Source organism: Mycolicibacter engbaekii, assembly GCF_002101585.1.
GTDB classification, from domain to species: Bacteria; Actinomycetota; Actinomycetes; order Mycobacteriales; family Mycobacteriaceae; genus Mycobacterium; species Mycobacterium engbaekii.
Genome location: NZ_LQOT01000009.1, coordinates 1 through 21127 on the forward strand (window position 1 = coordinate 1; position 21127 = coordinate 21127).

20 protein-coding genes are annotated in these 21127 nt (G+C 67.6%); 12 read left to right on the plus strand and 8 right to left on the minus strand.

What is annotated here, in order from left to right:
- Nucleotides 1-587: 587 nt before the first annotated feature.
- Nucleotides 588-1382, plus strand: a complete 795-nt coding sequence (locus AWC02_RS01350; protein ID WP_085126511.1) for an enoyl-CoA hydratase — start codon at nucleotides 588-590, stop codon at nucleotides 1380-1382.
- Between the two features lie 37 nt (nucleotides 1383-1419).
- Here the strand turns inward: AWC02_RS01350 and AWC02_RS01355 are convergent, their stop codons facing one another.
- On the minus strand, nucleotides 1420-1650 hold the full coding sequence (locus AWC02_RS01355; protein WP_085126513.1) for a hypothetical protein: 231 nt from the start codon (nucleotides 1648-1650) through the stop codon (nucleotides 1420-1422).
- A gap of 164 nt (nucleotides 1651-1814) precedes the next feature.
- On the opposite strand from AWC02_RS01355, the gene AWC02_RS01360 reads away from it, so the two are divergent.
- On the plus strand, nucleotides 1815-3359 hold the full coding sequence (locus AWC02_RS01360; RefSeq protein ID WP_085126515.1) for an adenylate/guanylate cyclase domain-containing protein: 1545 nt from the start codon (nucleotides 1815-1817) through the stop codon (nucleotides 3357-3359).
- Nucleotides 3360-3456: 97 nt separating this feature from the next.
- Nucleotides 3457-4557, plus strand: coding sequence for a ferritin-like domain-containing protein (locus AWC02_RS01365; RefSeq protein WP_085126517.1), 1101 nt, complete (start codon nucleotides 3457-3459; stop codon nucleotides 4555-4557).
- A gap of 2 nt (nucleotides 4558-4559) precedes the next feature.
- Here the strand turns inward: AWC02_RS01365 and AWC02_RS01370 are convergent, their stop codons facing one another.
- Nucleotides 4560-5123 (minus strand): TetR/AcrR family transcriptional regulator, encoded by a 564-nt coding sequence (locus AWC02_RS01370; RefSeq protein WP_085126518.1) that lies wholly within the window; start codon nucleotides 5121-5123, stop codon nucleotides 4560-4562.
- Between the two features lie 145 nt (nucleotides 5124-5268).
- Between AWC02_RS01370 and AWC02_RS01375 the strand changes: the two genes are divergently transcribed.
- From AWC02_RS01375 to AWC02_RS01385, 3 genes are all read left to right on the plus strand, one after another.
- Nucleotides 5269-6225 carry an oxygenase MpaB family protein gene (locus AWC02_RS01375; RefSeq protein ID WP_085126599.1) on the plus strand — a complete coding sequence of 319 codons (957 nt, stop codon included), beginning with the start codon at nucleotides 5269-5271 and terminating at the stop codon, nucleotides 6223-6225.
- A 220-nt stretch (nucleotides 6226-6445) separates the two neighbouring features.
- The gene (locus tag AWC02_RS01380; protein WP_085126520.1) at nucleotides 6446-6745 is read left to right on the plus strand and encodes a GlsB/YeaQ/YmgE family stress response membrane protein; all 300 of its coding nucleotides are present in this window, start codon (nucleotides 6446-6448) and stop codon (nucleotides 6743-6745) included.
- A gap of 9 nt (nucleotides 6746-6754) precedes the next feature.
- A complete protein-coding gene (locus AWC02_RS01385; protein ID WP_085126522.1) occupies nucleotides 6755-7036 on the plus strand; it encodes a hypothetical protein in 282 nt (93 codons plus the stop codon).
- Between the two features lie 237 nt (nucleotides 7037-7273).
- On the opposite strand, the gene AWC02_RS01390 is transcribed toward AWC02_RS01385, so the two are convergent.
- Nucleotides 7274-7564 carry a WhiB family transcriptional regulator gene (locus tag AWC02_RS01390; protein ID WP_085126524.1) on the minus strand — a complete coding sequence of 97 codons (291 nt, stop codon included), beginning with the start codon at nucleotides 7562-7564 and terminating at the stop codon, nucleotides 7274-7276.
- A 260-nt stretch (nucleotides 7565-7824) separates the two neighbouring features.
- Here AWC02_RS01390 and AWC02_RS01395 point away from each other — a divergent pair, with 260 nt between their 5' ends.
- Nucleotides 7825-8613: a hypothetical protein gene (locus tag AWC02_RS01395; RefSeq protein ID WP_085126526.1), complete on the plus strand. Its 789-nt coding sequence runs from the start codon at nucleotides 7825-7827 to the stop codon at nucleotides 8611-8613.
- On the opposite strand, the gene AWC02_RS01400 is transcribed toward AWC02_RS01395, so the two are convergent.
- Nucleotides 8614-9018, minus strand: coding sequence for a DUF5319 domain-containing protein (locus AWC02_RS01400; protein ID WP_046189125.1), 405 nt, complete (start codon nucleotides 9016-9018; stop codon nucleotides 8614-8616).
- Between the two features lie 188 nt (nucleotides 9019-9206).
- Between AWC02_RS01400 and guaB the strand changes: the two genes are divergently transcribed.
- From guaB to AWC02_RS01415, 3 genes are all read left to right on the plus strand, one after another.
- Nucleotides 9207-10757, plus strand: coding sequence for an IMP dehydrogenase (gene guaB, locus AWC02_RS01405; protein ID WP_085126528.1), 1551 nt, complete (start codon nucleotides 9207-9209; stop codon nucleotides 10755-10757).
- Nucleotides 10758-10840: 83 nt separating this feature from the next.
- Entirely contained in the window at nucleotides 10841-11989 is a 1149-nt protein-coding gene (locus AWC02_RS01410; RefSeq protein ID WP_085126530.1) for a GuaB3 family IMP dehydrogenase-related protein, read from the plus strand.
- 95 nt (nucleotides 11990-12084) lie between these two features.
- On the plus strand, nucleotides 12085-13815 hold the full coding sequence (locus AWC02_RS01415; protein ID WP_085126532.1) for a GMC oxidoreductase: 1731 nt from the start codon (nucleotides 12085-12087) through the stop codon (nucleotides 13813-13815).
- A 4-nt stretch (nucleotides 13816-13819) separates the two neighbouring features.
- Here the strand turns inward: AWC02_RS01415 and AWC02_RS01420 are convergent, their stop codons facing one another.
- Nucleotides 13820-16180, minus strand: a complete 2361-nt coding sequence (locus AWC02_RS01420; protein WP_085126533.1) for a glycoside hydrolase family 65 protein — start codon at nucleotides 16178-16180, stop codon at nucleotides 13820-13822.
- Nucleotides 16181-16190: 10 nt separating this feature from the next.
- A complete protein-coding gene (locus AWC02_RS01425; RefSeq protein WP_085126535.1) occupies nucleotides 16191-16925 on the minus strand; it encodes a beta-phosphoglucomutase family hydrolase in 735 nt (244 codons plus the stop codon).
- 63 nt (nucleotides 16926-16988) lie between these two features.
- Here AWC02_RS01425 and guaA point away from each other — a divergent pair, with 63 nt between their 5' ends.
- Together guaA and AWC02_RS01435 are read left to right on the plus strand one after the other, a co-directional pair.
- Nucleotides 16989-18590 (plus strand): glutamine-hydrolyzing GMP synthase, encoded by a 1602-nt coding sequence (guaA, locus tag AWC02_RS01430; RefSeq protein WP_419179190.1) that lies wholly within the window; start codon nucleotides 16989-16991, stop codon nucleotides 18588-18590.
- Nucleotides 18591-18595: 5 nt separating this feature from the next.
- Entirely contained in the window at nucleotides 18596-19507 is a 912-nt protein-coding gene (locus AWC02_RS01435; RefSeq protein WP_085126539.1) for a phytanoyl-CoA dioxygenase family protein, read from the plus strand.
- Nucleotides 19508-19520: 13 nt separating this feature from the next.
- Here the strand turns inward: AWC02_RS01435 and AWC02_RS01440 are convergent, their stop codons facing one another.
- A complete protein-coding gene (locus AWC02_RS01440; RefSeq protein WP_085126541.1) occupies nucleotides 19521-20123 on the minus strand; it encodes a TetR/AcrR family transcriptional regulator in 603 nt (200 codons plus the stop codon).
- Nucleotides 20101-20955, minus strand: a complete 855-nt coding sequence (locus tag AWC02_RS01445) for an oxygenase MpaB family protein (protein ID WP_085126543.1) — start codon at nucleotides 20953-20955, stop codon at nucleotides 20101-20103. The genes AWC02_RS01440 and AWC02_RS01445 overlap by 23 nt, the downstream gene beginning before the upstream one ends.
- Between the last annotated feature and the right edge of the window lie 172 nt (nucleotides 20956-21127).

Consider the following 21127-nt stretch of genomic DNA (forward strand, 5'->3'; position numbering starts at 1 on the left):
CGCGGCACTGACCGCCTGAACCATCACAACGAAGAATCACACGACGACGTCGTACACCACGTCAAAGGACTTGACCCAGCTTGACGGTGGGCTGGCCCATCGACAGGGCACCGTCTTCGGCAAAGCCTATCGAGAGGTTGCCAATCTGTAAGTCCCCCGATGGTTCGTACGCCCCGCGACATTTTGGGCTGCTCGTCTGGCACATCACAAAGTCTTCCAGCGTGTCAACGTCGGTGCGCACATCATCTCTGGGACACGCCGAGGGGATTCATGCCGGGGCACGCTCGGAATCAAGGTTGGCCAGACGAGCATGCAAGGCGGTCATTGGCACATTCTGCACCGCCGAGACCGCGGTGGTGGACAAGCCCGTCGAGGTCGATCCGCACGCCGGCCACGGTCACGCGCACTAGACGCGGAGCCACGCGAAGCGCCCCCGGCGGGGGCGTTTTCGTTCGGCCTGCGTGAGCCGGCCGGTACATGATCGCGGCTCGTGCTGGCGTGCCGAAGACGTTCGCTGGCAGGATCGAGACGTCCCAAGCTGCGCGAGCACGCGATCACCGCAGCGGCAATCGAGTGAGGTCGACGCGATGGAAGAACCGCTGCTCTTGCAACACCGCGATGATCGCGGCGTCGTGACAGTGACCCTGAACCGCCCGCAGTCCTTCAACGCGCTCTCGGAGGCGATGCTCGCCGCCCTGGCCGAATCCGTTGCGGCGCTTGGCAACGACGCGGCGGTTCGCGCGGTCGTGCTTGGGGCATCCGGCAAAGCCTTCTGCGCCGGCCACGACCTGAAGGAGATGCGGGCCGAGCCGTCGCTGGAGTACTACCAGCGCCTGTTCACACAGTGCACCGACGTGATGCTCGCGATCCAGCGGCTGCCTGTCCCGGTGATCGCGCGGGTCCAGGGTCTGGCCACTGCTGCGGGTTGCCAGCTCGTCGCGATGTGCGATCTCGCGGTGGCCGGCCAGGACGCGCGCTTCGCGGTGAGCGGCATCAACGTCGGGCTCTTCTGCGCGACGCCGGGGGTGGCGCTCTCGCGCAACGTGCCACGAAAGACCGCCTTCGAAATGCTCGTCACCGGCGACTTCGTCACCGCTGAGCAGGCCCGCGTCATGGGGCTGGTCAACAAGGTGGCGGCACCCGAGGCGCTGGACGACGAGGTCGAGGCGCTGGTGGCCGGAATCGTCGCGAAGCCGGCTGCCGCCATCGCCATGGGGAAGGCCTTGTTCTACCGCCAGGTCGAAACCGGCATCGAGTCGGCCTATGCCGACGCGGCCGCGACGATGGCCCGCAACATGATGGATCCGAGCGCGCTCGAGGGCGTCGCGGCCTTCATCGAGAAACGCCCGCCCAACTGGCCGGTGCAGGCGCCCAAGACATAGCCCGGTCGGCGGGCACAGCGGGTTGGCGCGAGTACAACTAACGCCCGTAGGGGCCGAATCGGCTGAGGCAGGGATCGAACACGTCGATCCACCCGGCACCCGGGCAGTACTGCTCGACCAGGTGGGGACCGTCGCCGTCGGGCACCAGCCGACACTGGCGCACCGACGGCATGATGCAGTCGGATCCGTAACCCGGCGCTGCCCAAGCGGGCGGTGCGAAGACCGCCACGACCACACCGACCGCCGCGAGGATGGCGCCTACGTTCACGGCAGGGCCTTTGCGGAGTCCATCAGTTGCCGTTCTCCTTCGGTTTCATCGCTCTCGGCGGGGATTAAACCGCGCCGTACCGACAGCACGCCGGTCACGGCCACCGGCACCGGATGGTTCGCGGCTGCTGACCTGCGGCCGCGCAGCCACTAGCGTCGCTGAACATGGACGCCGTCTGGCAGTGGGTGTGGGACCGATTCAGAGCGCATTACTCCTGGGCGGTACTCGCTGTCGGGATCCCGATTTCGCTGCCGTCCTACCTTCTCTGGTCGTGCCTGATCGTCGCGGTGGAGCAGTCCCACAAGTACGTCGAAGCGGCCGTCCTCACCACGGTTGCCGTGCCGTTGCTGGCCTATCTGAACACCCTCCCCGGCCTGGGTTGGAGTGGTGTGCTGGATCGATGGGCTGCCGGCCGCGATGTCGATCCGGCCAGGGCGCTGGCTGCCACCTACGCCTGGACCCGGGGAGCGGTCGCCCGAATGGTGGTGGGCAACGGGGTGTGCGTGGGCCTGTTATCCGTCGGCGTTGCGGCGGTCGCTGAAGCGACGGGGTGGCGCCTGGCGCAATACGGGATTCTGGGCGCGTTCGTGGGTGTGGCCATGGGGCTGAGCGCGATGCACAGTCTGGCCGAGGCGACGGTCCGGCCGGCCAGGCTGGCCATCGCCGGTGACACCGATATCGGCGACTCGCTGCCTCGCTCGCGTCCGACCTTCGCTGCGTGGTCAAACGTATTCGTCATCGCGATCGTGTTCCTTTTCGCCGTTGACGGTGCAATGCTGGCGGCCGCATTCGATCGAGCACGTGAGCATCCGCTTCTCCCGGTTGCGATCGCGGGTGCGTTGACGCTGTGCTTTGCCGTGCCGATCAGCATCGGCACCAGTTTCTTGCCGTCCCTGCGGCCGATTCGTGACCTCGCCGAAGGGACCGAACGCGTTGCTGCCGGCGACTACAGCCGACGTCTGCCGGTGGTGCAAGACGACGACCTCGGGGCGCTGGCGGCGTCATTCAACCGAATGCAGGCGGGTTTGGCTGAGCGGCAACGACTTCAGGCCGCTTTCGGCACATACGTCGACCCCGCCCTGGCGGCTCGGCTGCTCGAACAGGGTGACGACGTATTCACCGGTGAGCGTCGCGAGGTGACGGTGATGTTCGTCGACATTCGTGACTTCACGCCGTTCGCCGAGGCGAATACCGCCGAGGACACCGTCGCGCGCCTCAACGCCCTGTTCGAGATCGTGGTGCCCGCCGTCGTGGACGCCGGCGGGCACGTGAACAAGTTTCTTGGCGACGGCGCGCTGGCCGTCTTCGGTGCGCCCAACGACCTTGCCGATCACGCCGACGCCGCGCTGGGGGCGGCGCTGTCGATTCATCGCCTGGTGGCCGAGCGCTTCGGCGCCACGCTGCGGATCGGCATCGGCATCAACACCGGCCAGGTGATCGCCGGCACGATCGGCGGTGGCGGCAAGCTGGAGTTCACCCTGATCGGCGACACCGTCAATGTCGCAGCCCGCGTCGAGCAGCTCACCAAGACCACCGGTGATGCCATCCTGTTGACGCAGCAGACCGTCGACGCCTTGGTGCGACCGCACGGACTTGCCGACCGTGGGGCTTACGCGCTGAAGGGCAGGTCCGCCCCCACAACGGTCTTCGGTGCTGGTCCGATGGGATCAGCGGGCGAAGTGGGACGCGGTTCTTCTCCGCGACGGTGACTGCGACGACGGGCCGCCGACGCGTGCCTTGACGCCCCGCCCCGGTGAGGCGCAGTGTGATATCCGTCATAAGACGACGGCTGAAGGCGGCAAGCTCATGACCACCAGGGATAAGTACACGACGGTGCCCGAACCCTATTCGTGGCAGGTCGCCAGCGCCGGCGACGCGTGCTTCACGTGGGAATACGACGAGGGGCGGTCACGGCTCCTGTCGCTGTACCAGAAGGGCAAGGACAAGCAGTGGGATGCCCAGTCGCGCATCGACTGGAACCAAGACGTCGACCCGCTGAATCCGCTCGGGTTGCCTGACGACTTCCATCCGCTGTTCGGCAGCCCCATGTGGGACGCCGCAGACGAGGCGCGTCGCGCCGAGATGCGTCAGCACCACCAGTCCTGGCAGTTCTCGCAGTTTCTGCACGGCGAGCAGGGCGCGATGGTGTGCGCAGCCAAGATCGTCGAGGTCGTTCCGGACTTGGATGCGAAGTTCTACGCGGCCACCCAAACCATGGATGAGGCCCGGCACGTCGAGGCCTTCTCCCGATTCTTGCAGGACAAGGCCGAGATGGTCTACCCGATCAACACGCACCTGACCGCCCTGCTGGACGACACGTTGCACGATTCACGTTGGGACATGCCCTATCTGGGCATGCAAGTCCTCATCGAGGGGCTTGCGCTGGCCGCGTTCGGCGTGCTGCGTGACGTGTCGGCGGAGGGCTCGCTGGCCAAGCAGATATTGGCCTACGTGATGCAGGATGAGGCACGCCATGTCGCCTTCGGCCGGATCTCGCTGAAGGACTACTACGCTGCGCTGACCGAGGCAGAACGCGACGAGCGCGAAGAGTTCGTGGTGGACGCGTGCTACCTGATGCGCGACCGGTTCCGCGGTGAAGAGGTGTTCGAAACCCTGGGCCTGAACGTCAAGGAGTGCGCCGAGTGGGTCGACGCGTCACCGTTGATGATCCAGTTCCGCTCACATCTGTTCAGCCGGATCGTGCCGATCGTCAAGGACATCGGGTTGTGGGGCCCCAAGGTGCAGAGGGCGTTCCGGGACATGGGTGTGCTCGACATGGCCGGATTCGACATCGACGCGCTGATGAAGGCCGACGAGGACCAGGCCGAGGCCCTCGACAGGGCGCATGCCGAAATGGCCGAGCGGGCCGTCGAGGTCGACGAGGTGATCGCCGCGGGCGCGGGCTGACCCTAGCCGGAACTGGCCAGTAGGCCGGTCGAGGCGAACTTCAGGCCGGCGCGCAGCTCGTCGAGCGAGATGGGATCGTCGGACTCGATGTAGCGCATCGTGGTCGCGACGGCCATGTTGAAGAACAGCCAGGCCAGCGCGCTCGGGCTCAGTTCGCCGCGGTAGTGGCTGCGGTAGTGGCTCATGTGCAGGGTGGTCATCGCCAGCAGGGTGGCGTTGAGCCCGGAGACGTTCGCGAAGGCCCGCAGGTTGTCGGGCCGCTGGGCCAGATAGCGGATCAGCCGGCGGTTGGCGATCGTGTAGTCGATGAGGATGTCGATCGAGGCTTCCATCGCCGCGGCCGGCCGGTCCAGGGTGATCGCCCGGAGCATGCCCTCGATCGCGGGTGCCTGTTCGGCGGCCAGCCGCTCCACCGCGGCATCGATGATCTGCTCTTTGTTCGCGAAGTACTGGTAGATCGAGCCCTTGCTGACATCAGCCGTCTCGGCGATCAGGTTGGTGGTGATCTCCTCGGGCGGATGACGGTGCAGCAGGGCGGTCGTCGACGCCACTATTTTTGCGACCATCTCACGGGAGCGTGCCTGCTGCGGGGATTTGCGACGCTTTGAACTGGGATTATTTGGGTTCACCGAAGTTCCTAACGCGACTTGTATGCGACCGTATGTGCACATTAGCGTCGGCGCGCCAGCACGTCGACGACAGGGGATGCCGATGACCTCCACGCCCGATCTCCAGGCCGACCGGCCGGCAGCCGACCTCGAGGAGCGTGTGGAGATCGAGCTGGTTCCGCCGGATTCACTGGCCGCCGAGCACACCGGGCGCTGGACCTACCTGATTCTCGAGGGCGCGGCGTTCATGATGCAGGCCATGCATCCGATCATCGCCGAGGTCACCGGCCGCTATTCGGCGGCCTTCCACGGCGATTCGGCCGGCCGGGCGATCCGGTCTGTCGACTCGGTATTGCGCTGGACCTACGGCGGAACCGAGGCCAGGGCCGAAGGGGACCGGGTCCGGGCGCTGCACAAGCCGATCACCATGAAAAGCGCCGAAACCGGCAAGCAGATCAGCGCCTTGAACCCGGAGGCCTATCAGTGGGTGATCGCCACCGCCTACATCATCAACGCCCAGGCAGGCCGCTTATTGATCGGCCGCGAGTTCACCGACGCCGAAAAGGATGAACTGCTGCGCGACAACCGCAGGTTGGCACGGCTGCTACACGTGCCAATGCAGGGTTACCCCGAGTCGCAGCGGGAAATGGCCGATTACTTCGAGCGCATGGTCGAGCGATTGCGCGCTACGCCCGAGGCGCTGCGTTTGCTCGCCGACATGCAGGCCGGTGCCCCCGAGCTGCCCCCGACGGTGCCGAAATTGGTGGCACCGCTGATTCGAGCCGCACTGCGGCCCGTGATGCGGTTCAACTACCTGTCGGTGGTCGGGCTGCTGGACCCGCGGCTGCGCGCGAAGCTCGGTGTCGGCTGGAGCCCGGCAGAAGAGCGCAAACTCACCCGTATCTACACCGTCATTCGGATCGCCTACCGCGTGCTGCCCGACCGCCTCACCTACTTCCCCCTGGCCTATCACGCCCGCAAACACCACCAGTGCCTGGAGAAGATGAAGCAGCGCCAGGAGAAGTCCTTCGCCTACCACCTGCCCAAGGCAGCCGAGTAACTGCGCGGACACTGCTGAGGCCGTCCGGCGACAGCTCCCGCAGGACGTCCTTGTTAACGCCGCACCCGGGACGGCGAATGCATTGCATTGATTATCAATTTATTTTTTGGCCCGGTACGACGCACTCATGTGACCGGCGATTAGCCGCCGACGAAATGGGGTATCAATCCACCGCGGCGCCGACCACGGCGGCGCTCACGGTGTTGAAAAGGAGATCACCATGGACGCAATGGCGGCCACCGAATTCCTGGCACGTTCCACAACGTTGACCAGTGTGGGGTGGATCGGCTATATCGTGATCGGCGCTATTGCCGGCTGGATCGCGGGCATTGTGATGAAAACCAAGTATGGCCTGCTCACCGATGTGGTCGTGGGTGTCGTGGGAGCCCTGATCGGCGGATTCCTGCTCAGTTTCGTCGTCGACACCGCGAGCGGCGGCTGGTGGTTCACCTTGTTCACCGCGGTCCTCGGAGCGATCATTCTGCTCTGGCTGCTGCGGCTCTTCGGGCGCGAGGCGTAAGGAGCCGCCATGATGAAAAACGTTGCGTTGGCAGCCCTTGCGCTGGGAGTCATGTTCTCCGGTGCGTGCTCGGCCTCCGAGGTGATCAACACCGGCGGCGACACCCGATGCAAGGACTTCGTCGATCACGACGAGAAGAAGCAGGACGACGAGATCACCAAGATGCTCAAAGACCGCAGCGGCACCGATCCGGCCACGCTGGAGGTCTCGGCAACGCGGCTGTCGGTGTCGACCTACTGCAAGACCCTGGGCAAGCCGGACAGCAAAATATCCGAGGCGCCGCACGGCTGAGCTGACGTTTGCACCACACGGCACGGTAATTGCGCCGTGTGGTGCGAACGTTTTGGCCGGTGCCGTCGCGGCGGGCCGCGTCGCGACGACGTGCGCGCGGGGCGGTACCCGCTTCGCCGAGACGCGACCGGTTCACCCGCACTACCGGGGGGCGAACAGCCCCCGGGAAATCCGGGGGCTGCTCGGGGATACCCACGGGCCGCGGACGTGAGGCCGCCGCACCGGTTGGGGAAGTAGTTAGCCGCTGGGCCGCAAGTTGCAGCGCAACGCCGCGTGCCGCTCGGCTTCGGACATGCCGCCCCAGATGCCATAGGGTTCGCCCACGGCGAGCGCGTGCGCGCGGCACTGCTCGAGCACCGGACAAGCGCGGCACCACTTTTTGGCATTCTGTTCCCGCTGTGCCCGCGCACGGCCCCGTTCTCCGTCGGGCGGGAAGAACACCGAGGAGTCGACTCCCCGACATGCGCCGCGGAGCTGCCAATCCCAGACGTCCGCGTTGCGGCCGGGCAACTGCTCAACCTGTGGCATGGGGAACCCCTCTCCAAACGCTGGTCGGGCCGGGTCCAGCGACGGACGGCCTGGCGAGCGTTCTCTTCAGGTGCTGCGCGTAAAACAGCGCCGGCTGAATTCCGGCGCCGTGGGGACGGTAACGAAACGATCTGAAGTAATACCAACGCGAGGATTAAGAAAGGCTGGCCTAAAAGGGTGGACATTCCGTGAGAGTGGATGTTATTCCGTATTCTGTGGATTGGTGAAGCTATGTCACCTGCGCGTAACGTCGCGCATCGATGATCGAAGACTCAGAAGCCGTTCTGGCCGCAGCCGCCTTCGGAGATGAACCTGGCCGCTGGCCCTTGCCCGAAGCGGCCAATCCGCGCCAGCGGTGGCTGCGTGCCGTCGCCGCCGGCGGCCAGGGTCGGTACGCCAGCGCCGCGGCCGATCTGGACGCGTTGTTACGCGCCGTTCCGGCGGGGCCGCTGGCCTCCCACGCCCACAGCACGCGAGGTTCTTTCCTGCGCCAGCTCGGCGGCCACAATCTGGCCCGCGGCTTCGACGGCCGGGCATTGGCGCTGGCCGGCGACGATCCCGTCGCCCGCGCCGACGCGCTGGTGGGGTTGGCGGCCGACGCCCTGGGTGTCGGGCGGTTTGCGGCATCGGCGGCACTGCTGGCCCGGCTGGCACCCGAGCCGGCCGCCGCGCCGCCGCGCCTGGCGGTCCGCCGACACTGGGTGACCGCGGAACTGGCGATGGTCACCGGCGATGGGTCGGCCGCGGTGCGCAATGCCGAGCGGGCCGTGGCGCTCGTCGGCGACGGCATGGCGCGACACCGGGTGAAAAGTCAGGTGGTGCTGGCCGGGGCGCTGTGCTGCGCGGGCAACGTCGACCGGGCGCGGGTGGTGGCCGAGGACGCGATTGCAGAGACCGGGCGGCTGGGGCTGATCCCGTTGCGGTGGGCGCTGGCCTGCATGCTGGCCGACATCGGCAGCCCTGGGTGGACCGCTGCGGAACTGCGGGAGTTGCGTGAAGACGCCGCGGCGCTGGTGGGCCACCGGGGCGGGAACTGGCAGCCGCGCTGATCAGCGGTAGCCGTCGGCTTCCGAGGTCGCCCCGTTGAGCGACGCGTCGGCGTAGCCGCGGCAGTAGTCCCACGTCACGTAACTGTCGGGCTCGGGGTCGTAGGCCGGCTCGTGCGGGCGGACGGTGCCGTCGATGAGCAGCTGCAGCAGGTTGGCGCGCAGCATGTCCCAATCGTGGTAGTGATCCTGCTGGCAGTCGTCGCAGCACACCACCAGACCGCGAATTCCCCTGTGGGCCAGCAACGCTTCGTAGACCGCCAGATCGGCGAGGTCGGCCTCGACCGCGCTGCGCTCCTGCGGATCCAGCGGCTGGCCCGGTTCCACCGCGTCCAGTGCGGCAGACGGGTCGTGAGGATCGTCGGCGAACGGGTCCGGTGGCAAACCGGGTGGCAGGTGGTCACGCACGCCCATCAGGGTACGCAGTCGCCATGACCGAACGCCAGCGGCAGGTCGCGGCGCACCCGGCGCGGCGGTCAAGGTGGTGGCGGGCGAAGCCGCCGGCGCGCCGCGATTAGGATGGTCTTCTCACCCCGGCTTTGTAGTGGAGGCTCCCAGATGGCCGTTGGTTGTCCAAACCGGAAGTCAGTGCCCAAATGACCGGCCAGTACGCCGCCGGACCGATCGATGACGCGGTGTACGCCGGCGGTGCGCTCGACGGGCAGGCCCCGAAGATCGCCATGTTGGGGCTGACCTTCGACGATGTGCTGCTGCTGCCGGCGGCCTCCGACGTGGTGCCGGCCACCGCTGACACCGCCAGCCGGCTGACCCGCAACATTGAGCTCAGGGTGCCGCTGGTCAGCTCCGCGATGGACACCGTCACCGAGGCGCGCATGGCGATTGCGATGGCCCGTGCCGGCGGCATGGGCGTGCTGCACCGCAACCTGCCGGTCACCGAGCAGGCCGGCCAGGTCGAGACGGTGAAGCGGTCCGAGGCGGGGATGGTGACCGACCCGGTGACCTGTACCCCGGAGAACACCCTGGCCGAGGTGGACGCCATGTGCGCCCGCTTCCGCATCTCCGGGCTGCCGGTCGTCGACAAGCAGGGTTCGCTGGTCGGGATCATCACCAACCGCGACATGCGCTTCGAAGTCGACCAGGCCAAACCGGTCGCCGAGGTGATGACCAAGGCGCCCCTGATCACCGCGCAGGAAGGGGTCTCCGCCGATGCCGCGCTGGGCCTGCTGCGCCGGCACAAGATCGAGAAGCTGCCGATCGTCGACGGTCACGGGAAGCTGACCGGGCTGATCACCGTCAAGGACTTCGTCAAGACCGAACAGCACCCGTTGGCCACCAAGGACAGCGATGGCCGGCTGCTGGTCGGGGCCGCGGTCGGTGTCGGCGACGATGCCTGGATACGGGCCATGACCCTGGTGGACGCCGGGGTCGACGTCCTGGTGGTCGACACCGCCCATGCTCACAACCGCGGTGTGCTCGACATGGTCGGCAAGCTCAAAGCCGAAGTCGGCGAGCGCGTCGAGGTGGTCGGCGGCAACGTCGCCACCCGCGGGGGAGCCGCCGCGCTGGTCGAAGCCGGTGCCGACGCGGTGAAGGTCGGGGTGGGCCCCGGCTCCATCTGCACCACCCGGGTGGTCGCCGGGGTAGGTGCCCCGCAGATCACCGCCATCATGGAGGCAGTGGCCGTCTGTGCGCCGGCCGGAGTGCCGGTGATCGCCGACGGCGGGCTGCAGTACTCCGGTGACATCGCCAAGGCGCTGGCGGCCGGCGCGTCGACGACGATGCTGGGCTCGCTGTTGGCCGGCACCGCCGAATCGCCCGGCGACCTGATCTTCGTCAACGGCAAGCAGTTCAAGAGCTACCGCGGCATGGGTTCGCTGGGCGCCATGCAGGGCCGGGGCGGCGCCAAGTCCTACTCCAAGGATCGCTACTTCCAGGACGACGCGCTCTCCGAGGACAAGCTGGTGCCCGAGGGCATCGAGGGCCGGGTGCCGTTCCGGGGGCCGCTGAGCACCGTCATCCACCAGCTCACCGGCGGGCTGCGGGCGGCGATGGGTTACACCGGTTCGGCGACCATCGAGCAGTTGCAGCAGGCGCAGTTCGTGCGGATCACCGCCGCCGGCTTGAAGGAAAGCCACCCGCACGACATCACCATGACCGTCGAAGCGCCGAACTACTACGTGCGTTAAGCGCCGAAACCGATGTTTGCGGGTCGGCACCAGTGCTTGTGCTGCAGAATGTCGGTTTCGCGGAAAGATAAGGGTGATCCCGCATGCGTGACATGGTTGAGATCGGCATGGGCCGCACCGCCCGTCGCACCTATGAACTCGACGACATCAACATCGTGCCGTCCCGGCGTACCCGCTCCTCCAAGGACGTGTCCACCGCCTGGCAGCTCGACGCCTACCGGTTCGAGATGCCGGTGCTGGCCCACCCCACCGATGCCCTGGTCTCCCCGGAGTTCGCCGTCGAGCTGGGCCGGCTCGGCGGCTTGGGCGTGCTCAACGCCGAGGGCCTCATCGGCCGGCACGCCGACGTGGAAGCCAAGATCGCCCAGGTGATCGAGGCCGCCGCCAAGGAGCCCGAGCCCACGGCGGCGATCCGGCTGCTGCAGCAGTTGCACGCCGCGCCCCTGGACCCCGAGCTGCTCGGCGCCGCGGTGGCGCGCATCAGCGAGGCCGGAGTGACCACCGCGGTACGGGTCAGTCCGCAGAACGCCGCGGCGCTGACCCCCGCGCTGGTGGCGGCCGGGGTCGACCTGCTGGTCATCCAGGGCACCATCATCTCCGCCGAGCGGGTCGCGGTGGATCGCGACGGCGCCGGCGAACCGCTCAACCTGAAGACCTTCATCTCCGAGCTGGACATCCCGGTGGTGGCCGGCGGGGTGATCGACCATCGCACCGCACTGCACCTGATGCGGACCGGCGCTGCCGGGGTGATCGTCGGCTACGGCTCCACCTCCGGGGTGACCACATCCGATGAGGTGCTGGGCATTTCCGTGCCGATGGCCACGGCGATCGCCGATGCGGCCGCCGCGCGCCGCGAATACCTCGACGAGACCGGCGGACGCTACGTGCATGTGCTCGCCGACGGCGATATCCACACCTCCGGCGACCTGGCCAAGGCGATCGCCTGCGGCGCCGACGCAGTCGTGCTGGGCACGCCGCTGGCCGTGGCGGCCGAGGCACAGGGCGACGGCTGGTACTGGCCGTCGGCTGCCGCTCATCCATCCTTGCCGCGTGGTGCGCTGATGCAGGTCGCCTACGGCGACCGCCCCAGCCTCGAGCAGGTGCTCGAGGGCCCCTCCGACGACCCGTTCGGCTCGCTGAACCTGGTCGGCGGACTGCGCCGCGCGATGGCCAAGGCCGGCTATTGCGATCTCAAGGAATTCCAGAAGGTCGGCCTGACGGTCGGGAGCTGACGAGCCGGTCTTCGTCTCCGGACGACGAAAATCGCCACGAAATATGGCCGCAAAGACCCTGCTACCGCCGGTACCGGCTGGGGCATACTGATGCGATGGAGCCTGATTACGACGTTCTGATCATCGGCTCGGGTTTCGGCGGCAGCGTGAGCGCGCTGCGGCTGACCGAGAAGGGATATCGCGTCGGCGTTCTGGAAGCGGGACGCCGCTACGCCGATGAGGACTTCGCCAAGAACTCCTGGCACCTGCGCGAATTTCTGTGGGCGCCGAAGCTCGGGTGCTACGGCATCCAGCGCATCCACCTGCTCAACAACGTCATGGTGCTCGCCGGCGCCGGAGTCGGCGGCGGCTCGCTGAATTACGCCAACACCCTCTACGTGCCGCCGGAACCCTTCTTCGCCGACAAGCAGTGGGCACACATCACCGACTGGCGCGCCGAGTTGATGCCGCATTACGACCAGGCGCAGCGGATGCTCGGTGTGGTCAAGAACCCGACGTTCACCGACGCGGACCGCATCGTCAAGCAGGTCGCCGACGACATGGGGGTCGGTGACACCTTCGTGGCCACCCCGGTCGGCGTGTTCTTCGGCCCGGACGGCGCCCGCGGGGGCAAGGCGCCGGGCAAGACGGTGGCCGACCCGTACTTCGGCGGCGCCGGTCCGAAACGCACCGGCTGCCTCGAATGCGGCGAGTGCATGACGGGCTGCCGATGGGGCGCCAAGAACACCTTGGTGAAGAACTACCTCTACCTCGCGGAGTCCGCCGGCGCACAGGTGCATCCGATGACCACCGTGACGGCGTTCGAGCAGGGCGCCGACGGGCTGTGGCGGGTGCGGACAGTGCGCACCGGTCCCGGACTTGTGCGGCGACGCAAGACTTTCACCGCGCGCCACCTGATCCTGGCGGCCGGCACCTACAACACCCAGCGGCTGCTGTTCAAGATGCGCGACCGGGGCAAGCTGCCGAAGCTGTCCGACAAGCTGGGAGTGCTCACCCGCACCAACTCCGAATCCATCGTCGGCGCGGCAACGTTGAACGTCAACCCGGAGCTGAACCTGACTCACGGCGTGGCGATCACGTCCTCGATTCATCCCACCGCCGATACCCATGTCGAACCGGTGCGCTACGGCAAGGGCTCGAATGCCATGGGGCTGCTGCAGACCCTGATGACCGACGGTACCGGCCCGCAAGGCACCGATGTGCCGCGCTGGAGACAGCTGCTGGACCAGGCCGGTGAAGACCCGCGCCACATGCTGCGCCTGCTCAACCCGCGACGGTGGAGCGAGCGCACGGTGATCGCCCTGGTCATGCAGCATCTGGACAACTCGATCACCACGTTCACCAAACGTGGCCGGCTGGGCTTGCGCCGCTACAGCAGCAAGCAGGGCCACGGCGAGCCGAACCCGAGCTGGATTCCGGTCGGCAACGAGGTCACCCGCCGGATCGCCGCCAAGATCGACGGAGTGGCCGGCGGCACCTGGGGAGAGTTGTTCAACATCCCGCTCACCGCGCACTTCTTGGGCGGCGCCGCGATCGGGGACAGCCCCGAGCACGGAGTCATCGACCCCTACCAGCGGGTGTACGGCTACCCGACCCTGGCGGTGATGGACGGCGCGGCGGTGTCGGCCAACCTCGGCGTCAACCCCTCATTGTCGATCACCGCGCAGGCCGAGCGGGCCGCATCGCTGTGGCCCAACAAGGGTGAGGCCGATCTGCGGCCGGCCCAGGGCGAGGCCTACCGGCGACTGGACCCGATCGCGCCGAAGAACCCGGTGGTGCCGGACAGCGCCTTCGGCGCGCTGCGCTGGTCCTCCGGTAACGCCTGAGGCGTCACCGCGCGACCTCTCGGCGGTGCATCGGCTCCCGCCCGGGCGGCTGAGTCGGGGTGGGCAGCAACGGTTCACGTCGATGGATCGGCAGCGTCGTCGGGGACTGCGTGCTCAGTTCGATGTCCTCACCGGCATGGCGAATAGTCAGCTGACTGTCGGGGCCATCGCGCAGCGTGTAGGTGACTTTGCTGTGGTTGGCGTCGACCGTCAGCCGATTTCCCCGCCAACGCAACCCGAACCGTAGCCGTGAGATCCCGTCCGGCAGCGCGGGATCCAACGACAGCACACCGGCGTCGTCACGCAGACCGCCGAACCCGGCCACCAAGGCGAGCCACGTTCCCGCCAGCGCCGCCATATGCAGGCCGTCGCGGGTGTTGTCGTGCAGATCGCGCAGGTCGACGAAAGCCGTCTCGTAGGTGTAGTCGTGAGCCAACTCCAGGTGCCCCACTTCGGCGCACATCACCGCCTGGGTGCACGCCGACAGCGAGGAGTCGCGTACCGTGCGCCGCTCGTAGTAGTCGACGTTGCGCGCCTTCTGTTCGGCGGTGAACGCGTGGCTGCGCCAATGCATGGCCAACAGCAGGTCGGCCTGCTTGACCACCTGTGCCGGATACAGCCGCACATAGGGCTCGTTGAGCAGCAGCGGGTAGGTGTTGCGGTTCTCGAAGTCCCATTCGGCGGCCGAGGTGAAGCCCTCGCACTGCGGGTGCACCCCCAGCTCCTCGTCGTAGGGGATGTGTGCGGCATCGGCGGCGTCGCGCCAGCCGGCCATCTCCTCGGTGGTGACCCCCAGCTCGTGGGCGGCATCGGGGTGGCGGGCGCAGGCGTCGGCGGCGGTACGCAGGTTGTGGGCGGCCATCAGGTTGGTGAACACGTTGTCCCGTACGACGGCGGTGTACTCATCGGGTCCGGTGACCCCCGACAGGTGCCACACCCCGTGCCGGTCGTGATGCCCCAGCGATCGCCAGAGCCGCGCCGTCTCGACCAGCACCGCCAGCCCGCATTCCTGCTCCACTGTGGTGTCGCCGGTGACCACCCGGTACTGCTCGAATGCCGCCGCGATGTCGGCATTGATGTGCCAGGCGGCGGTGCCCGCGGGCCAGTACCCGGAGCATTCCTGGCCGCGGATGGTCCGCCACGGGAAGGCCGCCCCGGACAGCCCCAGCTCGGTGGCTCGCCCACGCGCGAGGTCCAGGGTGGTAGCCCGCCAGCGCAGCGCGTCGGCGGCGGCTTGCGGGGCGGTGTAGATCAGCACCGGCAGGATGAAGCTCTCGCTGTCCCAGAAGGTGTGGCCGTCATAACCAGTGCCGGTCAGCCCCTTGCTGGGGATGGCGCGGCGTTCGGCGCGGGCGCTGGCCTGCAGCAGATGGAACAGTGCGAAGCGGACCGCCTGCTGGCAGTCCGGATCGCCGTGGACTTCCACGTCGGCGCCGTCCCAGAATTCGTCGAGGTACGCCCGCTGGGCGTCGAGCAGTCCCTGCCAGCCGCTGTAGCGGGCACCGGTCAGCGCGGCGACGGCCTGGTCGCGCAACGCCGGGCGGGACCGTTCACTGGACCAGCCGTAGGCCAGGTACTTGACGATGCGCAGCTTCTGCCCCGGGCGTAACCCGCACACGATGGTGGTTGCCGCCACGTCGGGGATCGTCATGGTCGTGACCTGGACCCGGCCGGGCACTTCGACCTCGTGGTCCATGGCGGCGGCCATCATCAGCCCGCTCGCACGGGTGCGGTGTACCAGCACCGCGCCGGTGTTGTTGTTCTCGCGTTCGACGGCCTCCAGCGGGTTCTCCAGGATGGCCGCCACCCGCGGATCGTCGGAGGTCGGCGGCTGGTCCTCATTGGCGACCAGCTCCGATTGCACGGTGACCCGGACGAACTCGTCGACCGCCTCGACGACGTATTCGATCGCCGCGACGCTGCGGTGGGCCAGCGACACCAGCCGCGTCGAGTGCACCTTGACCTGTTTTTTCGCCGGAGAGCGCCAATGAATGTGGCGGCGCAGGGTGCCTGCGCGCATGTCCAGGATGCGCTGGTGGTCGATCAGCTCGCCGTAGCGCACGTCCAGGGGCTCGTCGTCGACCATCAGCCGGATGATCTTGCCGTTGGTCACGTCGACGACGGTCTGCCCGGCCTGCGGGTAGCCGTAACCGGCCTCGGCGTGCGGCAGCGGGCGCACCTCGTAGAAGGAGTTCAGATAGGTGCCGGGCATGCCGTGCGGCTCGCCCTCGTCGAGGTTGCCACGCAGACCGATGTGTCCGTTGGACAGCGCGAACAGCGACTCGGTCTGTCCGAGCAGGTCCAGGTCGAGCCGGGTCTCGCGGATCTGCCACGGCTCGATCGGGAAGTAGTCCTGCGGGATCATCGGCGCTCTCTCACAACAGTTCCTCCAGATCGGTGACGACCACGTCGGCACCATGGCTCAGCAGGTCGTCGCGCTGGCCCACGCGGTCGACGCCCACCACGAAGCCGAACCCGCCGGCCCGCCCGGCCGCCACGCCCGCCAGCGCATCCTCGAACACCGCGCACGCGGCGGGCGTGACGCCCAGCAGCTGCGCGGCCCGCAGGAACGAATCGGGGGCGGGTTTGCCCGCGATGTGTTCGGTGCGCAGGGTCACGCCGTCGACGCGTTCGCCGATGAACCTGTCCAGACCGGTCAGCGCCAGAATCTCACCGGCATTGGCGCTGGCCGACACCACCGCGGTGGCCAGGCCCGCCCGGGTGACCGCCGCCAGGTAGCGCCGGGACCCCTCGAAGACCTCCACACCGTCGGCCCGCAGCGTCAGCTGGAACGCCTCGTTCTTGCGGTTGCCCAGCCCGTGCACGGTCTCGGCGTCCGGCGGGTCGTCGTCGGTGCCGTCGGGCAGTGTGATGCCGCGGCTGGCCAGGAATGCGCGCACCCCGTCGTCGCGTTTGCGGCCGTCGACAAAGCGCCGGTAGTCGCTGTCGGGGTCGAACGGCGTGAATGCGCCGCCGGTGCGCTGGGCACGCGCCGCCAGGTAGGCGTCGAACATGGTTTTCCAGGCGCGGGTGTGCACGCTTGCGGTATCGGTGAGCACGCCGTCGAGGTCGAACAAGCAGGCTCGCACCGTCTCGGGCAGGCCCAGCACCGTGTTCTGCGTTCGGCTGATGCGGCGATCTCCTTCCGCTTGCGGTGTATCTCCATTCCCACCATGCGCGCCGTTGGTTCGTTGACTCTAACCGCCACTAGACTCCTTGCGGTGTCGTCACCATCGTCGCGCCCCGTGTTGGTCATCGACTTCGGCGCGCAATACGCCCAATTGATCGCCCGCCGGGTCCGCGAAGCGCGGGTGTTCTCCGAAGTGGTCCCGCACACCGCGACCGTCGAAGAGATCGCTGCGCGCGACCCGCTGGCGATCGTGCTGTCCGGCGGACCCGCCAGCGTCTACGCCGAGGGCGCCCCTCAGCTGGATCCGGCGCTGTTCGACCTCGACATTCCGGTGTTCGGGATCTGCTACGGCTTCCAGGCCATGGCGGCCGCCCTCGGCGGCACCGTCGAGCGCACCGGCACCAGTGAGTACGGCCGCACCGAGCTGACGGTGACCGGTGGGGAGTTGCACGCGGGCCTGCCGGCCACCCAGCCGGTATGGATGAGCCACGGCGATGCGGTCACCCAACCGCCGCAGGGGTTCACCGTGGCGGCTCGCACCGCCGGTGCGCCGGTGGCCGCGTTCGAGAACCGTGCCCGCCGGCTGGCCGGGGTGCAGTACCACCCCGAAGTGCTGCACACCCCGTACGGGCAGCGGGTGCTCAACCGGTTCCTGCATGAGTTCGCCGGCATCGACGCGTCCTGGACGCCCGCCAACATCGCCGATGCGCTGATCGAGCAGGTGCGCGAACAGATCGGCGAGGGCCACGCCATCTGCGGGCTCTCCGGCGGGGTGGACTCCGCGGTGGCCGCGGCACTGGTGCAGCGTGCCATCGGCGACCGGCTGACCTGTGTGTTCGTCGATCACGGGCTGCTGCGAGCCGGGGAACGCGAGCAGGTGCAGAACGACTTCGTCCTGGCCACCGGAGCCAAGCTGGTCACCGTGGACGCCGCAACGGTGTTCCTGGAGGCGCTGAGCGGGGTGTCCGACCCGGAGGGCAAGCGAAAGATCATCGGGCGCCAGTTCATCCGGGCGTTCGAAGGTGCGGTGCGAGACACGTTGGGCGACCACGACGTCGAGTTCCTGGTGCAGGGCACGCTGTATCCCGACGTGGTGGAATCCGGCGGCGGCGCCGGCACCGCCAACATCAAGAGTCACCACAACGTCGGGGGGCTGCCCGACGACCTGAAGTTCAGCCTCGTCGAGCCGCTGCGGCTGCTGTTCAAAGACGAGGTGCGCGCGGTCGGGCGTGAGCTGGGACTGCCGGAGGAAATCGTTGCCCGCCAACCGTTCCCGGGTCCCGGTCTGGGTATCCGGATTGTCGGCGAGGTGACCGCCCAGCGGCTGGCGACGCTGCGGCAGGCCGACGCGATAGCCCGCGAGGAGTTGACCGCCGCGGGCCTGGACCACCAGATCTGGCAGTGCCCGGTGGTGCTGTTGGCCGATGTCCGTTCGGTGGGAGTGCAGGGCGACGGCCGTACCTACGGCCATCCGATCGTGCTGCGGCCGGTGTCGAGCGAGGACGCCATGACCGCCGACTGGACCCGGGTTCCCTACGAGGTGCTGGAACGGATTTCTACCCGGATCACCAATGAGGTGGCCGAGGTCAACCGCGTAGTGTTGGATGTCACCAGCAAACCACCCGGCACTATTGAGTGGGAGTAGCCACGATGATTGCTGAGCTTTCGGCCGACAACGTTCAGCGCCGCGAGTTCTGGGCGCAACTGTGCCCGGAGATGTCGATCGAGACCGGGGGTCCCGGCCCGTCCATCGCGGTCGGCGAGCTCGACACCCAGTTGGCGAACTTGAAGCGGGAGGGCTACGTCCAGGTTCCCGACGCCTTTCCCGAAGCGGCCATCGCGCCTATTCGCAGGACCGTCTCCACGCTGTTCCGGCAAGGGATCCCACTGCCTTTCGCCTTCGTCTACGACGAGCTGTGGCTGGCTTTCCAGGGGCTGTCGGAGTTCCTGGCCGGCGTTCTGGGCCAGGGGTATCAGGCGTTGCCGGACTTCTGGGTCTGGCACGTCAATCCCAGTGACAACGCCGTGGGCTGGGGACCGCATCGGGACAAGTTGGTCAACACCCTCGACGACGACAACTCGCCGCGGACGCTGACCGTGTGGCTCCCGTTCACCGATGCCACCCCGCTCAACGGGTGCATGTACATGCTGCCCGCACATCTCGACGATCGCTTCGTCGAGCGTCGCTGGGACGGGCCGGACAACACGCTCGTCCGCAATCTTCAGGACATTCGGGCGCTGCCGGCCACGGCGGGCACCATGTTCGCCTGGAATCAGGCGGTGCTGCACTGGGGCGGGCGCGGCAGCCGTCTGGGGGCCGCGCCGCGGATCAGCGCCGCTTTCGAGTTTCAGCGCGCCGACTGCGCGCCGTACAACAGCCCGTTGCTGGAGCCGGGCCGCACGCCGACCTTCACCGAGCGGCTCGGGCTGATCGGCAAACAAGTTCTGCAATATCGCCACATGTATCCATTGACCGGTGATGTGGAGGCCGTCGCGACCCTGCTCGCGCAGCGCTACATGCCTGAGGTGGCCGCCTCGGCGGGAGTCGGTGCGCCGATCTGAGGCGAGGAGGCCGCTAGATCGGTGTGGAGCGCAGCGCCGCGGGAAGGCTCGGCAGGAAATGCAGGGTCGCGAATCTGCGGACGTCCTCGGCGGAGTCCAGCGGTTCGCGTGCGGGCAGCAACAGCGCCATCGCCGCGTAGCGCAGGATGGTGTCGGCCAGATCGGTGACCACCTGCGGGCCGATGCGCTCGGCGAAACCGGCCGGGAAGATCACCTGCAGTGCCTCGGACATCCGTTCCACGATCGCGCCATAGTGCCGCCGTGCCAGTTCCAGCGCCAGCGCCGGCTCGTCGGTGATCATCCGGTTGAGTACCCGATGCCGGCGAAACTGCATGATCGCCGAGGTGAATGCCTCGACATAGTAATTTGACTGGGCGCCAGAGTTTTTCAGCTCGGCTGCGATATCGGCGTAGAGCGCGGCGTTCTCCCGGTCGATGACCGCGGCGACCAGTTCGTCGCGGCCGGCGAACCGGCGGTAGATGGTGGTGCGGCTGACCCGGGCGCGGCGGGCCACGTCGTCCAGGGCCACCCGGCGAAAGCCGTGCTGTTCGAACTCGACGACCGCGGCGTCGAGGATGGCGGTGGTCGCCGGGTCAGCCCCGGGCGTAGCCGGCATAGGCGAACTTGTTGTAGCGCAGTCGCATCGGCAGATGATCCCATGCCCAGTTGACCGGCCGCGATCGGCAGACCGCGGCGAACCGCTGATAGCGCCGCTCCTGCCGGTCGCTCCAGGGCAGGCCCAATTGGGCGCGGGTGCTCGGCGGCATGCCGCCGGTGGTGAGAAACGCCGCGATCGGATTGAAGATCACCGAGATCGCCCGCCACAGCACCGGCGGCACCCCCTTGGGGCAGGGGAAACCCTTGGTGACGTAGCCGACGCCGTACTTGGCGGTCGGGTGGGCGACGAGAACCTTGTCCAGCATCTGGTTCCAGTAGCGCTCGAATTCGGCGTAGTCGGCCGGCATCACCCGGTCGCTGACGCCGTAGCGGCGATACCAGGTCTTCGACTCGAGGTAGATCCGCTCCTTCTCGTCCGGGGTGAGCCGTTTGACGAAGGTGTCGGCGAAGTACAGCACCTGCTCGACGAAGGTGGCGTGCGCCCAGAAGTAGGTCTCGGGATCCAGCGCGTGATACCGGCTCCCGTCGGGCATATTGCCCTTGATGCTGTGGTGGAAGTCGCGCACCTGCAGGCCGGAGTTGCCGGACTCGGTGCCGTAGACGGTCATGAAGATCGGCGGCAGCGAGCGTTTGATGCGGGCAGCGGTGTCGGCGAAGAACACCGAGTGGTCCAGCACGCCCTGGCCGAGCTCGGCGAGCATGTTCTGCAGCACTGCCGGGCGCGGCCCGATCAGGTACATCCGGTTGTCGCCGAAGTAGCGCCATACCAGGGACTGCGGTCCCAGGGGCAGGGCATCGGTAGCCGCGTCGGTCTCCACGGATTGGGTCATGCGGCACAGTGTTACATGTTTTGAACTGTGTACCAAAGCGGGAGATCAGCGGCTTCCTCGCGGTACGGATGTGGCCTGCGAGGCCGTTGGTGCAGCGCTGAAGAGCCCGGCTTGACGTTTGTCGGCGGGGGAGTGTTCACTCGGGTGAATCGAACATAGTTTCGAATCGAAT